This is a genomic window from Streptomyces manipurensis (assembly GCF_049570255.1).
GTDB classification, from domain to species: Bacteria; Actinomycetota; Actinomycetes; order Streptomycetales; family Streptomycetaceae; genus Streptomyces; species Streptomyces manipurensis.
The window spans coordinates 3,818,241-3,837,178 of record NZ_CP186950.1 but is presented as its reverse complement, the minus strand read 5'-3'; the positions used below and the strand labels follow the sequence as shown (position 1 = coordinate 3,837,178).

20 protein-coding genes are annotated in these 18,938 nt (G+C 72.5%); 9 read left to right on the top strand and 11 right to left on the bottom strand.

What is annotated here, in order from left to right:
- Nucleotides 1-75: 75 nt before the first annotated feature.
- Together ACPU2J_RS17700 and ACPU2J_RS17695 are read right to left on the bottom strand one after the other, a co-directional pair.
- Nucleotides 76-258: a DUF397 domain-containing protein gene (locus tag ACPU2J_RS17700; protein WP_391346820.1), complete on the bottom strand. Its 183-nt coding sequence runs from the start codon at nucleotides 256-258 to the stop codon at nucleotides 76-78.
- Nucleotide 259: 1 nt separating this feature from the next.
- Nucleotides 260-1,120, bottom strand: coding sequence for a Scr1 family TA system antitoxin-like transcriptional regulator (locus tag ACPU2J_RS17695; RefSeq protein ID WP_423833581.1), 861 nt, complete (start codon nucleotides 1,118-1,120; stop codon nucleotides 260-262).
- A 113-nt stretch (nucleotides 1,121-1,233) separates the two neighbouring features.
- Between ACPU2J_RS17695 and ACPU2J_RS17690 the strand changes: the two genes are divergently transcribed.
- From ACPU2J_RS17690 to ACPU2J_RS17675, 4 genes are all read left to right on the top strand, one after another.
- Complete coding sequence (locus tag ACPU2J_RS17690) at nucleotides 1,234-1,440, top strand: hypothetical protein (RefSeq protein ID WP_423833580.1); 207 nt, start codon at nucleotides 1,234-1,236, stop codon at nucleotides 1,438-1,440.
- Nucleotides 1,437-1,799 (top strand): ATP-binding protein, encoded by a 363-nt coding sequence (locus tag ACPU2J_RS17685; RefSeq protein WP_423833579.1) that lies wholly within the window; start codon nucleotides 1,437-1,439, stop codon nucleotides 1,797-1,799. The genes ACPU2J_RS17690 and ACPU2J_RS17685 overlap by 4 nt, the downstream gene beginning before the upstream one ends.
- A 116-nt stretch (nucleotides 1,800-1,915) precedes the next feature.
- Nucleotides 1,916-3,742, top strand: a complete 1,827-nt coding sequence (locus ACPU2J_RS17680) for an acyl-CoA dehydrogenase (RefSeq protein WP_420080179.1) — start codon at nucleotides 1,916-1,918, stop codon at nucleotides 3,740-3,742.
- A 170-nt stretch (nucleotides 3,743-3,912) separates the two neighbouring features.
- Nucleotides 3,913-4,641 (top strand): hypothetical protein, encoded by a 729-nt coding sequence (locus ACPU2J_RS17675; RefSeq protein WP_423833578.1) that lies wholly within the window; start codon nucleotides 3,913-3,915, stop codon nucleotides 4,639-4,641.
- A gap of 126 nt (nucleotides 4,642-4,767) precedes the next feature.
- Here ACPU2J_RS17675 and ACPU2J_RS17670 read toward each other — a convergent pair whose 3' ends face one another.
- The gene (locus ACPU2J_RS17670; protein WP_423834978.1) at nucleotides 4,768-5,358 is read right to left on the bottom strand and encodes a transposase; all 591 of its coding nucleotides are present in this window, start codon (nucleotides 5,356-5,358) and stop codon (nucleotides 4,768-4,770) included.
- Between the two features lie 161 nt (nucleotides 5,359-5,519).
- Between ACPU2J_RS17670 and ACPU2J_RS17665 the strand changes: the two genes are divergently transcribed.
- Nucleotides 5,520-6,812, top strand: coding sequence for a M18 family aminopeptidase (locus tag ACPU2J_RS17665; RefSeq protein ID WP_420080182.1), 1,293 nt, complete (start codon nucleotides 5,520-5,522; stop codon nucleotides 6,810-6,812).
- Nucleotides 6,813-6,837: 25 nt separating this feature from the next.
- Here the strand turns inward: ACPU2J_RS17665 and ACPU2J_RS17660 are convergent, their stop codons facing one another.
- From ACPU2J_RS17660 to ACPU2J_RS17650, 3 genes are all read right to left on the bottom strand, one after another.
- Entirely contained in the window at nucleotides 6,838-8,682 is a 1,845-nt protein-coding gene (locus ACPU2J_RS17660) for an NHL domain-containing thioredoxin family protein (RefSeq protein WP_423833577.1), read from the bottom strand.
- A 211-nt stretch (nucleotides 8,683-8,893) separates the two neighbouring features.
- Nucleotides 8,894-9,421, bottom strand: a complete 528-nt coding sequence (locus ACPU2J_RS17655; protein WP_420080184.1) for a DUF4240 domain-containing protein — start codon at nucleotides 9,419-9,421, stop codon at nucleotides 8,894-8,896.
- Nucleotides 9,422-9,456: 35 nt separating this feature from the next.
- Entirely contained in the window at nucleotides 9,457-10,257 is an 801-nt protein-coding gene (locus ACPU2J_RS17650; RefSeq protein WP_423833576.1) for a hypothetical protein, read from the bottom strand.
- Nucleotides 10,258-10,289: 32 nt separating this feature from the next.
- On the opposite strand from ACPU2J_RS17650, the gene ACPU2J_RS17645 reads away from it, so the two are divergent.
- Entirely contained in the window at nucleotides 10,290-10,793 is a 504-nt protein-coding gene (locus tag ACPU2J_RS17645) for an LURP-one-related/scramblase family protein (protein ID WP_423833575.1), read from the top strand.
- A 105-nt stretch (nucleotides 10,794-10,898) separates the two neighbouring features.
- A complete protein-coding gene (locus tag ACPU2J_RS17640; RefSeq protein ID WP_420080187.1) occupies nucleotides 10,899-11,282 on the top strand; it encodes a hypothetical protein in 384 nt (127 codons plus the stop codon).
- A 17-nt stretch (nucleotides 11,283-11,299) separates the two neighbouring features.
- Here the strand turns inward: ACPU2J_RS17640 and ACPU2J_RS17635 are convergent, their stop codons facing one another.
- Nucleotides 11,300-12,079, bottom strand: a complete 780-nt coding sequence (locus tag ACPU2J_RS17635; protein WP_399816196.1) for a carbon-nitrogen family hydrolase — start codon at nucleotides 12,077-12,079, stop codon at nucleotides 11,300-11,302.
- Between the two features lie 163 nt (nucleotides 12,080-12,242).
- On the opposite strand from ACPU2J_RS17635, the gene ACPU2J_RS17630 reads away from it, so the two are divergent.
- Nucleotides 12,243-13,073 (top strand): maleylpyruvate isomerase family mycothiol-dependent enzyme, encoded by an 831-nt coding sequence (locus tag ACPU2J_RS17630; RefSeq protein WP_423833574.1) that lies wholly within the window; start codon nucleotides 12,243-12,245, stop codon nucleotides 13,071-13,073.
- 36 nt (nucleotides 13,074-13,109) lie between these two features.
- Here ACPU2J_RS17630 and ACPU2J_RS17625 read toward each other — a convergent pair whose 3' ends face one another.
- Together ACPU2J_RS17625 and ACPU2J_RS17620 are read right to left on the bottom strand one after the other, a co-directional pair.
- Nucleotides 13,110-14,492 carry an MFS transporter gene (locus ACPU2J_RS17625; RefSeq protein WP_420082393.1) on the bottom strand — a complete coding sequence of 461 codons (1,383 nt, stop codon included), beginning with the start codon at nucleotides 14,490-14,492 and terminating at the stop codon, nucleotides 13,110-13,112.
- Between the two features lie 95 nt (nucleotides 14,493-14,587).
- Nucleotides 14,588-15,238: a GntR family transcriptional regulator gene (locus ACPU2J_RS17620; protein WP_420080188.1), complete on the bottom strand. Its 651-nt coding sequence runs from the start codon at nucleotides 15,236-15,238 to the stop codon at nucleotides 14,588-14,590.
- 236 nt (nucleotides 15,239-15,474) lie between these two features.
- Between ACPU2J_RS17620 and ACPU2J_RS17615 the strand changes: the two genes are divergently transcribed.
- Nucleotides 15,475-16,656 (top strand): DUF418 domain-containing protein, encoded by a 1,182-nt coding sequence (locus tag ACPU2J_RS17615; RefSeq protein WP_423833573.1) that lies wholly within the window; start codon nucleotides 15,475-15,477, stop codon nucleotides 16,654-16,656.
- Here ACPU2J_RS17615 and ACPU2J_RS17610 read toward each other — a convergent pair.
- Together ACPU2J_RS17610 and ACPU2J_RS17605 are read right to left on the bottom strand one after the other, a co-directional pair.
- Entirely contained in the window at nucleotides 16,637-16,933 is a 297-nt protein-coding gene (locus ACPU2J_RS17610; protein WP_420080190.1) for a hypothetical protein, read from the bottom strand. The genes ACPU2J_RS17615 and ACPU2J_RS17610 overlap by 20 nt on opposite strands.
- Nucleotides 16,934-16,966: 33 nt before the next feature.
- On the bottom strand, nucleotides 16,967-18,865 hold the full coding sequence (locus ACPU2J_RS17605; protein WP_420080191.1) for a C1 family peptidase: 1,899 nt from the start codon (nucleotides 18,863-18,865) through the stop codon (nucleotides 16,967-16,969).
- Nucleotides 18,866-18,938: the final 73 nt, after the last annotated feature.

The window sequence follows — 18,938 nt, the reverse complement described above, 5'->3', positions numbered from 1 at the left end:
AAGCCTACCGAGCGCCTGCGGCCGTACCGGCCGGTACCGGCCACCGATCCCCTGCGGCTCCCCTGCGGGGTGCGGTCAGCAGCCCTTCAGCGCGGCCACGAAGGGCCCCCAGGCCGCGGCACCGACCACGACCACCCCACCGTCGGGCCGCTTGGAATCCCGCACGGGCACGAGTCCTGCTACGCCGTCAGCCACCTCGACGCAGGTACCCCCGTCGCTGTTGGTGTAGCTGCTGGTGCGCCACCGCGCTGCGTTCAAGTCAGTTCGGCTGCTTGCCATTTCGGTAGTCCTCTACGGCCGCCTCGATCATGGCGAGGGTCGCCTTCGGCGGTAGCGCGGCGGCCCTCAGCAGATCGTACGACCTTCGGTAACGCTTCACGAGGGCTGGATCGTCGATGGTGACACCGCTGTGCAGGGACTCCGTGTAGACCAGGGGCGGCGCGTTGCCGAACGTCAGGATGAGGACGGTTCCCGCCGCCATGAACGGGTGCGCTCCGGCGTTCCACGGGACGATCTGTGGAACGATCCGCTTGCGCCGTACCAGGGCCGCGACATGGTCGAACTGGTCCGCCATCTGCTGGGGCGGAAGGATCGGCAGCCGCAGCAACGACTCGTGCAGGATCACCCAGTACTCGGGCGCCGCCTGCGCGCCCTCGAAGAGGGCGGCAGCCCTCGCCAGCCTGGCCTCGATCTTGACGTCGGTCTCCTCCCTCGGCTCCAAAGGGCGTTCGGCCGCGGCGAGGGCCCGTGCGTACGCTTCCGTCTGCAGCAGGCCGGGAAGCGCCGTCGGGCTCCACTCCTCGATGGTTTCCGCGAGCCTCTCCGCCTCGAGAATCCGCTCGGCGTACCTGGCGTGACCGACGCTCCGGGCCTTGCGAACATCCTCGCAACGCCGCTCGAAGAAGCCGTCGGTCCTGAGCACCCGGTCGACATGACAGGCCAGGTCCACCGGCATGCGCCGCTGGCCGCGCTCGATCTCGCTCAGGTAGGTAGCCGCGTAGAAGCTCCCCTCCACCGTCTCCTGAAGCGTGCGGCCCGCTTCCTCCCGCCTCCAGCGCAGCTCCTTGCCGTAGAAGGCGGGAACGCTCTCAGAGCCGTCAATGTCCTTACGCGCAGCCACGATCGGCCTGCCTTCCACACTCCGCACTGTGGACCGGAAACCCTTCCCACGGTACGCAGCCAGGCGCCAGCCTGTGAGGGCTTCGTCACACTCCGCACAGGAACGGCCCCCCCATGAGCGACCACGTCAACGACCGCGTCTCGATCGAGGCCCTCACCGCACTGCGCGCCGCGCTCGCCGCGCACGGGATCACCCTGCCCTCGCTGGACCTGCACCTGCCCTCCTACGCCGGGCACCACGGCTCCCCGCCGCTGATCACGCTCGGCAACTGCAGCGCCGCCACCGCGCAGCGGATCGCCGCCGCGCTGGCGCAGCCGTGAACGCGCTCACGATCCGGCTGCTCGCCACCCCGCAGGCGGCCCCGATGCTGCGGCACGCCGTGCGGGAGCACCTCGGCCCGGGATCCGGCGACGCCGAGCTGTGCGTCACCGAGCTGCTGGCCAACGTCGTCCGGCACGTCGGTGAGGGCACGCCCGTCACCCTGCGCGTCACCGGGACCGGAAGGGCAGCCCGCACGCGGGTCGAGCTCACCGATCCCGCGCCGGGCGTCCGGCCCGTACGGCGGGAGGCGGCCGGGGGCGAGGAGTCCGGGCGGGGGCTGGCCCTGGTGGACGCGCTGGCCGCCAGGTGGGGGGTCACGCGGGGCGCCCGGACGAAGACGATCTGGTGCGAGCTTTGACCCTGGTCACAGTCGGCGCGCAAGGGTTGCTGTTATTACCGGCGGGTAGCATCATGTTGTTACCGATTGGTATGTACGAGGAACCTGTCTCCCCGAGCCTTAACGGAGCCGTCGCCATGGGGCACTACAAGTCGAATCTCCGCGACATCGAGTTCAACCTCTTCGAGGTGCTCGGCCGCGACCAGCAGTACGGCACCGGTCCGTTCGAGGAGATGGACGCGGAGACCGCGAAGAACATCCTGTCCGAGATCGCCCGCCTCGCCGAGAACGAGCTGGCCGAGTCCTTCGCGGACGCCGACCGCAACCCGCCGGTCTTCGACCCGGAGACCAACACCGCCCCGGTCCCGGCCTCCTTCAAGAAGAGCTACAAGGCCTTCATGGACTCGGAGTACTGGCGCCTCGGCATCCCGGAGGAGATCGGCGGCACCGTCTCCCCGCGCTCGCTCGTCTGGTCCTACGCGGAGCTCCTGCTCGGCTCGAACCCGGCCGTGTGGATGTACTCCTCCGGCCCGGCCTTCGCCGGCGTCCTCCACGAGGAGGGCAACGAGGCGCAGAAGAAGATCGCGCAGATAGCCGTCGAGAAGCGCTGGGGCTCCACCATGGTCCTCACCGAGCCGGACGCCGGCTCGGACGTGGGCGCCGGCCGCACCAAGGCGATCCAGCAGGAGGACGGCTCCTGGCACATCGAGGGCGTGAAGCGCTTCATCACGTCCGGCGAGCACGACATGGAGGAGAACATCCTCCACTACGTCCTCGCGCGCCCCGAGGGCCACGGCCCGGGCACCAAGGGCCTGTCGCTCTTCCTCGTCCCGAAGTTCCACTTCGACTGGGAGACCGGCGAGCTGGGCGAGCGCAACGGCGTCTACGCCACGAACGTCGAGCACAAGATGGGCCTTAAGGCCTCCAACACGTGCGAGATGACCTTCGGCGACCAGCACCCCGCCAAGGGCTGGCTGATCGGTGACAAGCACGACGGCATCCGCCAGATGTTCATGATCATCGAGTTCGCGCGCATGATGGTCGGCACGAAGGCCATCGCCACCCTCTCCACCGGCTACCTGAACGCGCTGGAGTACGCCAAGGAGCGCGTGCAGGGCCCGGACCTCGCGAACTTCATGGACAAGACCGCGCCCAAGGTCACCATCACGCACCACCCGGACGTGCGCCGCTCGCTGATGACGCAGAAGGCGTACGCCGAGGGCATGCGCGCGCTCGTCCTGTACACCGCGACCGTCCAGGACGAGATCCAGGTCAAGCAGGCCGCGGGCGAGGACGCTTCAGCCCTCGTCGGCCTGAACGACCTGCTCCTGCCGATCGTGAAGGGCTACGGCTCGGAGAAGTCCTACGAGCAGCTCGCCCAGTCCCTGCAGACCTTCGGCGGCTCCGGCTACCTGCAGGAGTACCCGATCGAGCAGTACATCCGCGACGCCAAGATCGACACCCTCTACGAGGGCACCACGGCCATCCAGGGCCAGGACTTCTTCTTCCGGAAGATCGTCCGCGACCAGGGCGCCTCGCTGAACATCCTCTCCGAGACGATCAAGAAGTTCCTGGCCGAGGCCGACGGCGGAGAAGAGCTGGCCGGCGCCCGCGACGCGCTCGCCAAGGCCGCCGTGGACCTGGAGGCCATCGTCGGCCAGATGATCGTCGACCTCACCGCCACCGGCGAGGACGTCAAGAACATCTACAAGGTCGGCCAGAACACCACTCGCCTGCTGATGGCCTCCGGCGACGTGGTCGTCGGATACCTGCTGCTCAAGGGTGCCGCCGTGGCCGCCCGGAAGCTGCCGACGGCCTCCGCGAAGGACGTCCCCTTCTACACCGGCAAGATCGCCGCCGCGAAGTTCTTCGCCGCGGAGGTCCTCCCGGGCGTCGCGGTCCAGCGCCAGCTGGCCGAGGCCGTCGACAACTCCCTCATGGAGCTCGACGAGGCCGCCTTCTAAGGCGCCCGCCCCTCCCGCGGCAAGCGCCGCGCCGCACCACCCGCACAGCGGCCGGGCCCCCCGCACAGGGACCCGGCCGCTGCCGCGTGCACGGACCCCGGAACGGCCGACACCGGGGCCCTGTACTGCGGCTTTCCCCGATGTCAGTCGTTCATGGGACGCTCGTAGGCATGAGCCCACAGGATCAGCACGGCAGCAGGGGGTACTCCGTCCCCACCGGGCGCCCGTACGCCCTCAAGGAGCTGCAGGCGACCCTGGGCAGCCTCGGCGACCACCTGCGCGAGCTCTACGAAGGCGCCCACCCCGCCGAGTACGAGACCGTCGCCGACGCCCTGTACGTGGCCTTCCGGACGGCCGCCGGGCTCGCCCCCGCCAAGAGCTACACCGGCTGCCCCGAGCACCCCAACGGCGCCCTCGACCCCGAGGCCCCCGAAGGCTGGGGCCGCTGCCTGATCTGCAACGACCGCCGCCGCCTCGGAAGCCGCCGGCACGGCGGACCGGCCGCTGCCCCCGCCGGCGAACAGCGCCGCCTCGGCTACCCGGTCCCCGACGGCCCGTACAGCCTGCAGATGCTCCACCGCTACCTGCGGACCATCGAGGACCAGCGCTTCCACCTGAGCCTCTCCTCGGCCGCGGAGGACTACGTCCGCATCGCCGACGACCTCCACCGCGCCTTCATCGTGGCCCGCGAACTGTCCCGCCCGCGCAACGCCTCGGGCTGCTCCGAACACCCCGGCGCACCGATCGACCCCGACGCGCCTCCCGGTGAGGCCTGTATCTTCTGCGCCGGACGCAGAAGACGCGCGCAGCGCTCCCCGCAGACCCCGGAGATGCTCCCGCGCATCCGCCGGGGCGAGCGCAGACAACTGCAACGCCGATTCGAGCGTCCGCCGGGCTGAGAACCAACGGGACCGCGGACCCGCGCGGACTCACCACCGCCTGCCCGGCGACGACCCGCCTGCTCCGGCCATGACGAACGGGAATCCTGCCCTCGTTAAGGTGAACCACTTGGCCTCCTCCCCTCCTCAGCGGGAGGGGATTCCCACACTCACGTGTGGGAATTCCTGTTTCGCCACGGACCGCCCCGCCCGAGAGGAGGACTCCCGATGAGGTCTCACATCCGCTCCACAGGCAACGACCGCCGGCCCGGCGGTCGGCGGATTCAGCGCGGCGTTCCCGTCCCGGTCGTGGACGCTGCCGCACCCCTCACAGGTCCACTCCCGCAGGCTCAGCAGCATCGCGCCCGCGAGCTCGCCGCAGACCGAGCACAGCTTGGAACCGGGGAACCACCGGTCGACCACCACCAGCTCCCGGCCGTACCGGGCCGCCTTGTACTCCAGCATCGACCGCAGCTCCCGCCACCCGGCATCACTGATCGCGCGCGCCGGGCCGCGGTGGCACAGCATGTGGGAGACCGCAGGATCCTCGGTCACGAGCGTTGGGTTCTCGCGCGCGAGTCGAGTGGTCAGCCGGTGCAGGACGTCACGGCGCCGCCAGGCATCCGTACGGGCGGCGAGGGCGAGGTTGTACACCTTCCGCACGCAGCCGAACGTCCGGGACAGTTCCACGGCCTGCGCGTGCGTCGGATAGAAACGGTACTTGAACGACCGCTTCACAGAAGGAATCCCCACTCCCCGGACGCTAGGGTCGGGCACGATCCGAACACAAGCACAGGTCACAGCCTCACGCTGCGGCAGACCGCCGCAGCGAGGCTCCGAGCCGGAACTACGTTTCCTCACCCGGCTGCAGCCGGGGGCTTCCACACAAGGGAAATACGATGAGCTCTCCCGCCCGCTTCGATCGCGGCCACACCGACGATCTGATGACCTTCCTGACGGCCAGTCCGTCGCCGTACCACGCCGTGGCCAACGCGGCCGAGCGGCTGGAGAAGGCAGGTTTCAGGCAGTTGTCGGAGACGGACGCCTGGGATGCGGGCACCGGGGGCAGGTTCGTGCTCCGCGGCGGCGCGCTCATCGCCTGGTACGTCCCCGAAGGCGCCGCGGCGCACACCCCGTTCCGCATCGTCGGAGCCCACACCGACTCGCCCAACCTCCGGGTCAAGCCGCTCCCCGACACGGGCTCACAGGGCTGGCGGCAGATCGCGGTCGAGATCTACGGCGGGACCCTGCTCAACACCTGGCTCGACCGCGACCTGGGCCTGGCCGGCCGGCTGACCCTGCGCGACGGCACCGACCGCCTCGTCAACATCGACCGCGCGCTGCTGCGCGTGCCCCAACTCGCCGTGCACCTGGACCGGTCGGTGAACACCGACGGCCTCAAGCTCGACAAGCAGCGCCACATGCAGCCGATCTGGGGCCTCGGCGACCCCCACGAGGGCGACCTCATCGCCTTCCTGGAGGAGGAAGAGGGCCTGCCCCAGGGCTCGGTGGCCGGCTGGGACCTGATGGTGCACTCCATCGAGCCGCCCTCCTACCTCGGCCGCGACCGCGAACTCGTCGCCGGGCCCCGGATGGACAACCTGCTGTCCGTGCACGCCGGCGTCGCGGCGCTCGCGGCCGTCTCCGGTGCCGAGAAGCTCGATCACATCCCCGTGCTGGCCGCCTTCGACCACGAGGAGAACGGCTCCCAGTCGGACACCGGCGCGGACGGCCCGCTCCTCGGCAACGTGCTGGAACGTTCAGTCTTCGCCCGCGGCGGCAGCTACGAGGACCGCGCCCGCGCCTTCGCCGGCACCATCTGCCTGTCCTCGGACACCGGGCACGCCGTCCACCCCAACTACGGCGAACGGCACGACCCCACGCACCACCCGCGGGCCAACGGCGGCCCCATCCTGAAGGTCAACGTCAACCAGCGCTACGCCACCGACGGCAGCGGCCGCGCGGTGTTCGCCGCCGCCTGCGAGCGCGCCGGCGTGCCCTGGCAGACCTTCGTCTCCAACAACGCGATGCCGTGCGGTACGACGATCGGCCCGATCACCGCCGCCCGGCACGGCATCCAGACCGTGGACATCGGCGTGGCGATCCTGTCCATGCACAGCGCCCGCGAACTGTGCGGCGCGGAGGACCCGTACCTCCTCGCCAACGCCCTGGTGGCCTTCCTGGAGGGCTGACCCGCCAGGAAGGCCCGCGGGCCGGCTACCCCTCGTCGTCCATGCCCGCGAGGACGAGGGGCAGGCGGGCGGCGCCGTCGGCGGTGACGCGGACGGGCACGCCCCAGTCCTGCTGGTGGACGTGGCAGGCCGGGTACTCGTTGGCCGGGTCGTCGTCGCAGGACGCCGCCATCGCCGAGACGTGCAGCACCCCTTCGGTGACGTCCGGGTTCAGCGCCAGCTCCCGGAAGAGGTCCGTCCCGGCCCCCTCGCCGCCCGCCAGCAGCTCCGGCGGGGTGGAGGAGACCAGCAGCCGGGTGGAGGGCCCGTAGCGGGTGTCCAGCTTCTGCCCGCTCGGGGCCCGGAAGACCACGTCGAGCCGGAGCGTGCCGGGGGCGACCTCGGTCGCGGCCCGCTGGGTGCGGTGCGCGACCGCGTCCACCCGTACCGCCTCCTCCGGCAGCCGCAGCCGGGTCAGCCGGTGCCGGGCCGACTCGACCACCACGATGTCGTCACCGGCCAGCACGGCGTCGCTGGGCTCGCGCAGGTCGGTCGCCAGGGTCGTGACCTGCCCGGTGGCGGGGTCGTAGCGGCGCAGCGCGTGGTTGTACGTGTCGCACACCGCGACCGAGCCGTCGGGCAGGGCCGTGACGCCGAGCGGGTGCTGGAGCAGGGCCTGACCGGCGTCGCCGTCCCGGTGCCCGAAGTCGAACAGGCCGGTGCCGACGGCGGACTCGACCACGTACCCCTCGGGGGTGGCCAGCACGTACCGCAGGGCGCTGGTCTCGGAGTCGGCGATCCACAGGCGGTCCCCGGCGGCGGCGAGGCCGGACGGCTGGGCGAACCACGCCTCCGCGGCGGGCCCGTCCACCAGGCCCTCGTTGGTGGTGCCGGCCGCGACCTCGACCGTGCCCGTCTCCGGGTCCCAGGTCCACAGCTGGTGCACACCGGCCATGGCGATCCAGACCCGGCCCTCCCACCAGGCCACGTCCCACGGCGAGGACAGGTCCGTCTCCAGCGCGGGGCCGGAGGTCGGCGAGCCCTGCCACCACTGCCGGCCGGTGCCGGCGACGGTCTCCACCAGGCCCGTGGCCGGGTCGTACGTGCGCAGGGCGTGGTTGACGCTGTCGGCGACGACCACCCGGCCGTCGGGGAGCAGCGCCAGCCCCTGCGGCTCGCTGAACGCGTCCGGGCCGAAGCCGCGCTCGCCGCTGCCGATGCGGCGCACCACGCTCTCGCCGTCGGCGGCCAGCTCCACGAGCTGGTGGCGGGTGGTGTCGGACACCAGGAAGGTCCCGCCGGGCAGCTGCAGCGCCTTGCCCGGGAAGCGCAGGTCGGTGGCGACGGGCTCGGGCGCCACGTACGGGCCGTCCCCGCGCCGCAGGGTCCCCTTGGCCTCGTGCTCGGCCTCCAGCTCCTCGACGAGCCGGGCGATGGCGTGCGCGTGCCCCTCGCCCGCGTGCTGGGCGACGACGTACCCCTCGGGGTCGATCACCACGAGCGTGGGCCAGGCGCGGACGGCGTACTGCTTCCAGGTGGCCAGCTCGGGGTCGTCCAGGACGGGGTGTTGGACCTCGTAGCGCTCGACGGCGTCGACCACGGCGGCGTGCTCGGCCTCGTGCACGAACTTCGGCGAGTGCACGCCGATGATCACGACGGTGTCGCGGTGCTTCTCCTCCAGCTCGCGCAGCTCGTCGAGGACGTGCAGGCAGTTGATGCAGCAGAAGGTCCAAAAATCAACAACAACGCACTTACCTCGCAGGTCGGCGAGGGTGAGCTCCTTCCCGCCGGTGTTGAGCCAGCCGCCCTTGCCGATCAGCTCGGGGGCACGGACACGGGCACGCTTGCGGGGTGCGGGCGCGGGGGTGGGCGCAGGGGCAGCATCGTTCATGTTTCAAGCTTGCCATTGGCCCATGAACACCGGATCACCATCCTGCCGGGGCTCTCGCTCCGGAAGTCCGCCTACCCGCCGGAGTTGCACGCCCTGGTGGACACGGCGACGCGGCTGGCCCGGTCCCATCCGGACGAGTACATCCGCCACCGTGTGGAGCACCAGGTCGGCGACTTCCCCTCACCGGGTACGGCCCGGGGCGCGGGCCCCGTCACGGCAGGGCGAAGAGGGTGGTCAGGCGGGGCAGGCGGGGGCGGAGGCGGTCGGTGTCGTCGAAGTCGAAGTCCCAGGACGGGTCCAGCGGCGGGTAGCGGATCGTGAAGGAGTCCGACGGGAGCTCCCGTCCGGTCGCCGTGCCGTAGGCGGTCCAGGCGATCGACAGGGCCTCCTCGTCCCACAGCTCCAGGCCCTCCCGGGCCGCCTCGCGGACCGCGGTGTTGTCCGCGAGGGAGTCCGGGTCGGCCAGGGCTCCCTCGAAGGTCTCCCGGCCCTGGGTGAGGAGCCAGCCCCGGAAGTAGTCGAAGCCGTCGTCCGAGCAGCCGCCGTTGATCACGTAGGCCGCGGCCCAGAGCGGGCTGCGGTAGGAGTCGGCCAGCAGGTCCCACAGCACCTGCTGCGCCGCGGCCACCTCCGCCTCCGGCAGGCCCGAGAGCAGCTCCGCGGCGCGGCGCGCCACCGCGTCCGGCTCCACCTGCTCGCGGGCCGTCCCGATCAGCTTCCAGAAGGTCTGCTTGTCCATGCGCAGAGCCTGACAGCCGGGTCTGACATCGGGCCTCAGCCGAGGAAGGAGCGCAGGGAGGCCACGAACGCGTCCACGAAGCCGTCCCGGACGGCGGCCGGCAGGAGGTCGAGGGAGAGGTAGGGGTTGAGGTCCTCCAGCTCCACCAGCAGGAGTTCGCCCGACGGGGCCCGGCAGGCGTCCACCCGCTGGATGCCGTGGTCGAGGGTGTTCCACTCGATGAAGGTGCGGGCGAAGGCCAGGTCCGCGGCGGTCGGTTCGTAGGGGCTCAGCTCCCAGCGGCGGGCCGGGTCGGGGGCGTGGAGGGCGTACTGGAAGGCGTCGTCCACGAAGTAGAAGGACACCTCGTACGCGAAGTCGATGCGGGGCTGGATCAGCACCCCCCCGGCGGGGCCGTCCGGGGTCGCGGTGAAGGTGAGGCCGATGGAGTCGGCGCCCTGCTTCGGTTTGACCGCGTACTGCGGCACCTGGGGGAGCTCGGCGAGGCGGGCCGGGTCGTCGATCGTCGGGATGACGGGGAGGCCGGCCGCGGTGAGGTCGAGGAGGTACTGCTTGCCGGCCATGTCGGCGCGGCCGGTGAGGGGGTTGTACACGCGGGTGCCGGCGGCGAGGGCGGCGGCGCGGAAGGCGTCGTAGGACGCCTGGTAGTGCAGGACGGGGCCGCTGTTGCGGACGATCACGGCGTCGAAGGCGGGCATCAGGGCGCGGGCGTCGGCCGGGTGGCACAGCGCGAGCTCGAAGTGCTCCCGCAGGCGGGAGGTGAGGAATATGTCCTCGTCGCAGTAGCGGCGGCCGCGCGCCGGGTAGGCCAGGTCGGTCACGTAGAGGAGGGGCATGGCGGAAACCTATCGCGGGCACTGATCAGCGCATGAAATACCTCGTTCGGGACAAAATGCTGGCCATCGGCGACGACAGCGTGATCGAGGACGAGGACGGGCGGCACGCCTTCCTCGCCTACGGGAAGGCCCTGCGCTTCCGGGACACCCTGGAGCTGAAGGACCCCGACGGACGCATCCGCATCACCCTGCGGGAGAAGCTGTTCGGCTTCCGCGACGCCATGACGCTGGAACGGGACGAGCGGCAGCTCGCGGTGATCCGCAGGAAGCGCTTCTCGCTGCTGCGCAACCACTTCCGCGTGACGCTGGTCGAGGGCACGGAGCTCGACGTGAGCGGGCGGATCCTGGACCGCGAGTTCAAGGTCGAGTACGACGGCGAGCTGCTCGCGCTGGTCTCGCGGCAGTGGTACCGGGTGCGCGAGACGTACGCGGTGGACGTGGTCCGGGAGGACGCGGACGCGGCCCTGCTGGTCGCGGTGGCGGTGTGCGTGATCAGGATGGCGGAGAAGGAGCGGGAGGACTCCGCCCCGGACTGAGTACGCGGCCCGGGGGAGGCTGGGCACGGGTGCTCATGCCGGGCCGCGGACCGCAGCCGAGGATGGGCTCGTCCCCCTCTCGCACGCGACGGAAGGAAGCCCGCCGTGAACCCCGACGCCCCCACCGCCCCGTACGGACCGTTGTGGCCCGCGACCGCGAGCAGGGCGACGGCGGCCGCCCGCGCGGAGCGGCCCGCCGTCGTCCTGCTCGCGGTCCTCGTCTGGGCGGTCACCGCCCTCTCGGTGTCCTTCGTCGGAGGCCTCGGCTGCGTCGCGCTGTTCTGGACCGCCGGGGCCGGCGGGCCGGTCGGCGGGATCCTCCTGCTGCTCCTGCCGATCCCGGCGGGCGCGGCCGCGCTCGTGGCCCTGGCCCGCGCCCCCCGGGTGCGCGCCCTGGCCGGGTCGGCCCGGATGCTCCTCCTCGGCACGCTCGCCTGCCCGGTCCCGGCCGGGCTCGCGGTCTGGCTCTGGGGGGTGTCGGGGGCGTGACGGCGGGGCCGGGGGCGTCAGTGGCGGAGGCGGCGGTCCTTGAGGGCGGGGAACTGGTCGCGGGTCTCCTGGACCTTGTCCGGGTCGAGGTCCACCGTGAGGACCTCCTCGCCGGGGCCGGCCTCCGCCAGGACCTCGCCCCACGGGTCCACCACCAGGCTGTGCCCGGCCTGCTCGACGCCCGCGTGGGTGCCGGCCAGGCCGCATCCGAGGACGTAGGACTGGTCCTCCACGGCGCGCGCCCGGTTCAGCAGCGTCCAGTGCGCGCGGCGGCGCGCGGGCCAGCCGGCGACGACGACCATGGTGGTGGATCCGGCGTCGACCAGGCCGCGGAACAGCTCGGGGAAGCGCAGGTCGTAGCAGGTGGCGATGCCCAGGGTCTGCTCGGGCAGGGTCACGGTGGTGAGGGAGTCGCCGGGCGACATCAGGACGGCCTCGCCCTGGTCGAAGCCGAAGCGGTGGATCTTGCGGTAGGTCGCGGCCAGTTCGCCCTCGGGGGAGAGGACGAGCGCGGTGTTGTAGAGGGAGCCGTCGCCGGCCCGCTCGACGACCGAGCCCGCGTGCAGCCACACCCCGGCGTCGCGCGCGGCCTTCGACATGACCTCGTAGGTCGGGCCGTCCAGGGGTTCGGCCTCGGTCTCGAACTGCTCGTAGGCGAAGGCCCCGACCGTCCACAGCTCGGGCAGCACGACGAGGTCGGACTCGTCCTGCTCCCGTACGAGATCGGCCACGCGGGCGCGTCGGGAAGACACCGACTCGCCCTCGTTCACTGCGATTTGGATCAGCGAGGCGCGCACATTACCACCGTCCTGGCGTTCAAGCCGTCAACTCGGGCCCATGAATCGTCACACGAAAGCACTGCCGGGGTGCTCACCGGCAGCGTAGTTTTGGAAACTGAGTCCACCGCTTCCGAAACGCGCCACTGAACGACGCCACTGAACAGCACCGCGAGGGGTCCCGTTGACCGTCCATCCGCATCCCAGTCTTCAGCCCTATGCCGACGCGTGGACCCACTCCATCGAGGCCATATCCGAGCTGGTCCTGCCCTTGACGGAGGGCGAGTGGAACAGGGCGACCCCGTGCCCGGGCTGGTCGGTCCGCGACGTGGTCTCCCACATCATCGGCATCGAGTGCGAGCAGCTCGGCGATCCGCGGCCGATCCACACCGTGGCACGGGACCTGCGGCACGTGGTGGACGAGTTCAGCCGGTACATGGAGGTGCAGGTCGACGTCCGGCGGCACCACACCGCGCCGGAGATGACCTCGGAGCTGGAGTACACGGTCATCCGCCGGGCGCGGCAGCTGCGCAACGAGAAGCGGGACCCGCAGACCATGGTGCGCGGGCCGCTCGGCGACCAGGTGACGCTGGAGCAGGCGCTGCGGCTGCGGGCGTTCGACGTGTGGGTCCACGAGCAGGACCTGCGGGCGGCGCTGGGCGTGCCGGGCAACTGGGACTCGCCGGGCGCCCATGTGGCGCAGGACGTGCTGCTGTCCGGGCTGGCGAAGGTGGTGGCGAAGCGGGCGGGCGCGCCGGCGAACTCGGCGGTGGTTCTCGACGTGCACGGGCAGCTGGAGTTCATGCGGACGGTCCGGGTGGACGCGGACGGCCGCGGGACGGTGGAGAAGTCGCCTTCGCTGGGCCCGGCGGTGACGCTGACGCTGGACTGGGAGACGTACGTACGGCTGGCGGCGGGTCGGGTACGGGCGCACGCGGTCGCCGACCGCGTGAAGGTGGAGGGCGACGCGCAGCTGGCGGAGGCGATCCTGACGCAGTTCTCGGTGACCCCGTAGGTCCCTGCCCCGGCGGCGGCGATCCGGCGGCAGGACCTAGCGGGTCTCGCGGTCGGCCGCGCCGGGCAGCGGGCACGCCCCGGACGCCGCCGGCGGCTCCGGGGCGGTCGCGGGCGGCGGGACGGCGGGCGTGGTCGTCACGGGCGGCGGGACGGCGGGGGCCGGGATCGTGATCCGGGTGCGGGCCGCCTCGCGGGCCAGGGCGCGGGGGCGCAGGCGCAGGATCTGTACGACGCCCAGCGCCTCCAGGACGAAGACCGTCGAGAGGGCGATGCGGTAGTCGTCACCGGTGGCGTCGAGGAGCACGCCGACCGCGAGCAGCGTGGTCATGGAGGCGAGGAAGCCGCCCATGTTCGTGATGCCGGAGGCGGTGCCCTGGCGTTCGGGCGGGTTGGCGGGGCGGGAGAAGTCGAAGCCGATCATCGAGGCGGGTCCGCAGCCGCCGAGGACCAGGCACAGGGTGACCAGCAGCCACATCGGGGCCCGGCCGGGGTGGGCGAGCACGGCGCCCCAGAGCAGGGCCGTGGCGGCGACGGTGCCGAGGGCGAGCGGAATCCGCGAGGACTGGCGGCGCCCGACGATCTGGCCGTAGACCAGCCCGAGCACCATGTTGGAGGCGACGACCAGCGTCAGCAGGGTGCCGGCGGTGCCCCGCGTCAGCCCCTGCGCCTCGATCAGGAAGGGCATGCCCCACAGGAGCAGGAACACCATCGCGGGGAACTGGGTGGTGAAGTGCACCCACAGGCCGAGCCGGGTGCCCGGTTCGCTCCAGGACTCGCGGATCTGGCGGCGTACGAAGCGGACGAAGCCGCCGGGGGCCGCGGGGGGTGAGGGTTCCCCGGAGGGCTCGTGGCCCTCCGGGTTGTCGCGCAGGAACAGCACCAGCGGGACCAGCACGACCAGTCCGGCCACCGCGCTCCCGGCGAAGGCGGCCGTCCAGCCGATGCCGTGCAGGACGGGGGCGAGGACGAGCGTGGAGACGAGGTTCCCGGCCATGCCGACCAGTCCGGCGAGCTGTGCCATGAGGGGTCCGCGCCGGGCCGGGAACCAGCGGGTGCCCAGGCGCAGGACCGAGATGAAGGTCATCGCGTCGCCGCAGCCGAGCAGGGCGCGGGCGGCGAGGGCCATCCCGTAGGAGGGGGAGAGGGCGAAGCCGAGCTGTCCGGCGGTGAAGAGCACGGCGCCCAGGGTGAGGACCTTCTTGGTGCCGAGCCGGTCGACCATGAGGCCCACCGGTATCTGCATGCCGGCGTAGACGAGGAGCTGGAGGAGGGAGAAGGTGGCGAGCGCGGAGGCGCCCACGTGGAAGCGGTCGGCGGCGTCGAGTCCGGCGACGCCCAGGCTGGTGCGGAAGATCACCGCGACGAAGTAGACGGCGACGCCGATGCCCCAGACGGCGAAGGCCCTTGCTCCGCCCAGCGGTTCCTGCGGGGCTCGGGCCGCACCGACCGCGGTCCCGCTCTCCTTGCCGCTCCCGGTTCCGGTTCCGCTCCCGCCGGGTGTGGTCGCGGCGGTCACCGGCCCGGTCCCCGCAGCAGCGCGTCGACGCGTCCGATGTGGCCGCGGACGGCGGCCGCGGCGGTCTCCGCGTCCCCGGCACGCAGCGCGGCCAGGATCTCGGCGTGCTCGGCCAGGGTGCGTTCCAGCCGGTCGGGGTGGGCGTGCAGCAGGGCGACGCCCATCCGCAGCTGCCGGTCGCGGAGTTGGTCGTAGAGGCGGCAGAGGATCTGGTTGCCGGCGTTGCGCACGATCTCGGCGTGGAAACAGCGGTCGGCGGCCATCATCGCGGCGAGGTCGCCCGCGCGGGCGTGGGCGCGCTGCTCCTCCAGCAGGGCGGCGAGCCGGTCCAGCAGTCCGGGCGGTGCCGGTACGGACCGGCGGACGGTGAACTCCTCGACCAGCAGCCGGGTTTCGAGGACGTCGTCGATCTCCTGCGCGGAGACGGGCAGGACCAGTGCGCCCTTCTTCGGGTACAGCTTGAGCAGTCCCTCGGTCTCCAGCCGCAGCAGCGCCTCGCGCACCGGCGTCCTGGACACCCCGACGGCGTCGGCGAGTTCGCCCTCGGTGAGGAGGGTGCCGCCCTCGTAGCGGCGGTCGAGGACACCGTCCTTGACGTGCCGGTAGACGCGGTCGGCGGCGGTGGCGACGGGGGTGGCGGCTGGCATGGGCACAGCATAGATACAACAGGGGTGCATGCCTCGCCCCCGTCCGGAATGTGGACCCCGCCCGCCCCGCCCACTCCCCACCCCCGCAGGCGTGCCCGCCGAGCGCCATCCTCCTCGCGGCCGCCCCTGCGGCCGCCCGCTCCTCCCCCCAGCCGCCGGCCCTGCATCGAAGGATGTAGCGGGGCTTCGTCCACCGGCAGGACGTACCCGGCCGCGCCCGCCGGAAGGCTGGAGGCATGGCCGACACCCTCGCCCCGGTGGCCCGTACGACCACCCGGCTCCCCCTCCTGGACGTGCTGCGCGGTGCCGCGATCCTCGGCACCCTCATGACCAACGTGTGGATCTTCGCCTCCCCCGGCTCCGAGTGGAGCGTGCTCCAGGGCGGCATGGCGGTGCCCGACGTGCTCTCCGACCCGTCCGCCGCCCACCTCGCCGAGAGCGTCTTCCGCTTCCTCGCGGACGGCAAGTTCCTGTCCCTGCTGACGGTCCTGTTCGGTGTCGGCCTGGCCATCCAGTTCGACTCCGCCGCCCGCCGCGGCGAGCCCTGGCCCGGCCGCTACCCCCGCCGCGCCGCCTTCCTCTTCCTGGAGGGCACCGTCCACTTCGTGCTCGTCTTCGCCTGGGACGTGCTCATGGGGTACGCCGTGACCGCCCTGCTCGTCGCCTGGCTGCTGGCCCGCTCCGAGAGGGTGCGGCGCGTGGCCATGTGGGCGGCCGGCGGGCTGCACCTGGCCCTGGTCGGCCTGCTGACCCTGGACGCGGTGTCCCGGCCGGAGGGGGCGCCGAAGGCCCCCGACCCGGCGGCGGTGGAGCTCTACGCCCGCGGGAGCTGGCCCGAGCAGATCGCCTTCCGCCTGGAGAACTTCGCGGCCCTGCGGATCGAGCCGGTCTTCTCCTTCGGGCTGCTCGTCCTCCTCTTCCTCCTCGGGGTCCGGCTGCACCGCGCGGGTGCCTTCACCGACACCGCGGAGGGCCGCCGCATCCGCACCCGGCTGGCCGTCTGGGGCCTGGGCCTCGGACTGCCCCTCAACGCCGCGACGACGCTCGGCGGCGGCGACTTCTACCTGCTGGGCCGCTACGGCGCGGCGCCGCTGGTCGCCCTCGGCTACATCGGCCTGGTCGGGATCGTCCTGGACCGGCGGTGGATGCCCGCGTCCGCGACCACCGCCCTCGGCTCCGTCGGCCGCACGGCCCTGTCCTGCTACGTCGCCCAGAACCTGCTCTGCATGCTGCTCTGCTACGGCATCGGCCTGGGCCTCGCCGAGCGACTGGGCGGCAGCGGCCCCTGGTGGGTGATGGGGCTGTGGGCGGGCGTCAGCGCGGTCCTGGCCGCCGGGTCGGTGCTGTGGCTGCGCCGCTTCGACCGCGGCCCCCTGGAGGCCCTGCAGCACGCCGCGCTCAGCCCCCGCCGCCGGTGACCTCCACGTCGAGCACGAACTCGTCGTACGGGGCCTCCTCCGGGTAGGGCTGCCTGACCTGCGCGAACCGGATCCTGGCCCGGCCCCCGCCCGGGGGCCGGGCCCGTACGACGTACACCAGCTCCACCGCGGCCCCCGGCGGGCCGGCCCCCGCGGCGGACGGGCCCGGCGTCACCGACACCACGTCCTCGTCGCCCGTCACCCGCCAGGTCCACACGTACCCGCGCGCCCCGCGCCCGGTGAGCCGCAGCTCGTACGGCTCACCGGGTCTCAGCACGACACTCCGTACCTCCACGCCCGTCCGGTCCTCTCAGACGGGGCCGATCACCGGCCCCTCGTGCCAGCCCGCCCCGTCCCGCCAGTAGTGCTGCAGACGGCGGTCGGTGCGCAGGACGACGACTTCCAGGTTGAACCCGAAGCTGCCCTGGAGCATCCCGGTGACCGCGGCGACGTCGTGGCCGAAGACCGCTCCGCGCCGCCAGGGGGTGCCGCCCGCGTTCCCGCGCCACCAGTGCTCGACCTGCCCGCCGGCGACGGCCACGCACAGTTCGTAGTTCCCGGCGGTGTCCTCGTCGGCGGCCCCGTTCTGGCCCTCGACCATGCAGGGCGCGGAGGTGGCCGGGGTACCGCTGCCGAAGACCTCCCCCGCGCGCCAGACGAAGCCGTTCGGGTCGTCGCGCCACCACAGCTGCATGCGGCCGTCGGTACGGGCGGCGACGAGGTCGAGGTGGCGGGAGCGGGTCTGCACCAGCGCCGGCCCGTAGTGGGCGATGCCGGAGCCGAAGCGGCCCCCGTCGTTCCAGGTCCAGGGGGCGCCGTTGATCCGCCACCAGTGGTTGAGGCGGCCGTCGGCGGTGCGCACGACCACCTCGAAGTTGCCGGGCTTGCCGTAGTCGCTCTGGATGAACGCCGGGGTCGCTCCGACGGCCGCGTCGCCGGGCCCGAAGACGCCGCCGTCGCGCCACACCGCGGCGGACTGTTCGTAGTACCAGTGGCGCAGCCGGCCGCCCGTGGTGACGTGCAGGGACTCCATGTTGCGGTTGTAGGTGGTCCCGGTGAAAGCGGGCTGGCCGGAGGCGTCGGCGGCGAAGACGCCCGCGCGGGACCACGCGAAGGGTGCGTCGCCCTCGCGCCACCAGTGCTGGAGGCGGCCGCCGGTGGTGGTGGCGAGGAGCTCGAAGTTGCGGTGGGCGCGGCCGTTGCCGCTCTCGTAGACGTTCCCGGTGTGCAGGCGGCGCTTGGTCCACGGGTCCGGATTGGTGCCGCGCAGGCCGCACTTGGCCCAGTGGTCGATGTTCACCTCGCCGTAGGCGATCCGGCCGTAGCCGCCGACGTGGTAGCCCGTCCCCCAGGAGTTCTTGAACAGCCAGCAGCCCGCCGCGTCGTCGTAGCCGACCACGAGCACGCAGTGGCCGCCCGCCGGCCGGTCGCTGGTGCGGTGGTAGACGCCCGCCCCCAGGCCGAAGAAGTCCTCGTACACGTCGAAGCAGGCGGTGAGCGGGCCGACGGTGTCCAGCCAAACCTTCTGCTGCTCCACGTCGCCGAGCGGGACGTGGGCGGGGATCCGGACCGTACGGCCGGACCGGTCCCAGCTCGGCGTGTACTCGGCGCGCCAGGCGTCGCGGCGGGCGGCCGGCAGCCCGGCGGGCGGGATGCTGTACGGCCAGCAGTCCGGGTCGGCGAGACCGCCGTTGGCCCGGATCCAGTCCAGGGCGGTCTCGGGGTTGCTGCCCTGCCCGCAGCTGAAGCGCAGGCCGTCGTGGACGTCCCCCTCGGAGCGTTCCGCCCAGACGTCGTGCTCGATGCGGGTCATGGACTCCACCAGCCCGGCCGCGCCGAACGCCCAGCAGGACCCGCACGGGTTCTGGTCCTTCACCTTGGTGATCCACGGCCGGCCCCAGCGGTTGCGCCAGTCCACCGCGGCGGGGCGGGCACCGGCCGTCACCGGCGCCGTCCCGGCGGCCAGCAGGCCGTGGGCGGCCCGGCGGCGGGTGAGGTGGGGGTTGCCGCTGGCGTGCCCGACGATCTCCCGCAGGTCGACCTCGCCCGCCTCCGCGGCCGTCGTCAGGTTCGTCCCCGGCTCCAGGCCGAGCGAGGGCCGCGGCAGCGGCTCCTCGTCGGCCAGGTGCTCCAGTACCGACCACCGGGCCCCCCGCGCGCGCAGCCGCGCGCGCAACTCCCCGGCCGACTGAAAGGATTCCTGCGGCATAGCGGCCCCCCGGCTGCAACCGTGCGGATTCGAGCGAGACCCGCGAGCGTCCCCCCGGTCCCAGGGGGCGTCA

Bases quoted from the DNA above. Each gene is read 5' to 3' on its own strand.
- ACPU2J_RS17645 (WP_423833575.1), top strand. From the start codon at position 10,290: ATGAAATACCTCGTTCGGGACAAAATGCTGGCCATCGGCGACGACAGC.
- ACPU2J_RS17620 (WP_420080188.1), bottom strand. From the start codon at position 15,238: ATGCCAGCCGCCACCCCCGTCGCCACCGCCGCCGACCGCGTCTACCGG.
- ACPU2J_RS17615 (WP_423833573.1), top strand. From the start codon at position 15,475: ATGGCCGACACCCTCGCCCCGGTGGCCCGTACGACCACCCGGCTCCCC.
- ACPU2J_RS17605 (WP_420080191.1), bottom strand. From the start codon at position 18,865: ATGCCGCAGGAATCCTTTCAGTCGGCCGGGGAGTTGCGCGCGCGGCTG.
- ACPU2J_RS17650 (WP_423833576.1), bottom strand. From the start codon at position 10,257: ATGCCCCTCCTCTACGTGACCGACCTGGCCTACCCGGCGCGCGGCCGC.
- ACPU2J_RS17655 (WP_420080184.1), bottom strand. From the start codon at position 9,421: ATGGACAAGCAGACCTTCTGGAAGCTGATCGGGACGGCCCGCGAGCAG.
- ACPU2J_RS17665 (WP_420080182.1), top strand. From the start codon at position 5,520: ATGAGCTCTCCCGCCCGCTTCGATCGCGGCCACACCGACGATCTGATG.
- ACPU2J_RS17675 (WP_423833578.1), top strand. From the start codon at position 3,913: ATGAGCCCACAGGATCAGCACGGCAGCAGGGGGTACTCCGTCCCCACC.
- ACPU2J_RS17660 (WP_423833577.1), bottom strand. From the start codon at position 8,682: ATGAACGATGCTGCCCCTGCGCCCACCCCCGCGCCCGCACCCCGCAAG.
- ACPU2J_RS17690 (WP_423833580.1), top strand. From the start codon at position 1,234: ATGAGCGACCACGTCAACGACCGCGTCTCGATCGAGGCCCTCACCGCA.
- ACPU2J_RS17680 (WP_420080179.1), top strand. From the start codon at position 1,916: ATGGGGCACTACAAGTCGAATCTCCGCGACATCGAGTTCAACCTCTTC.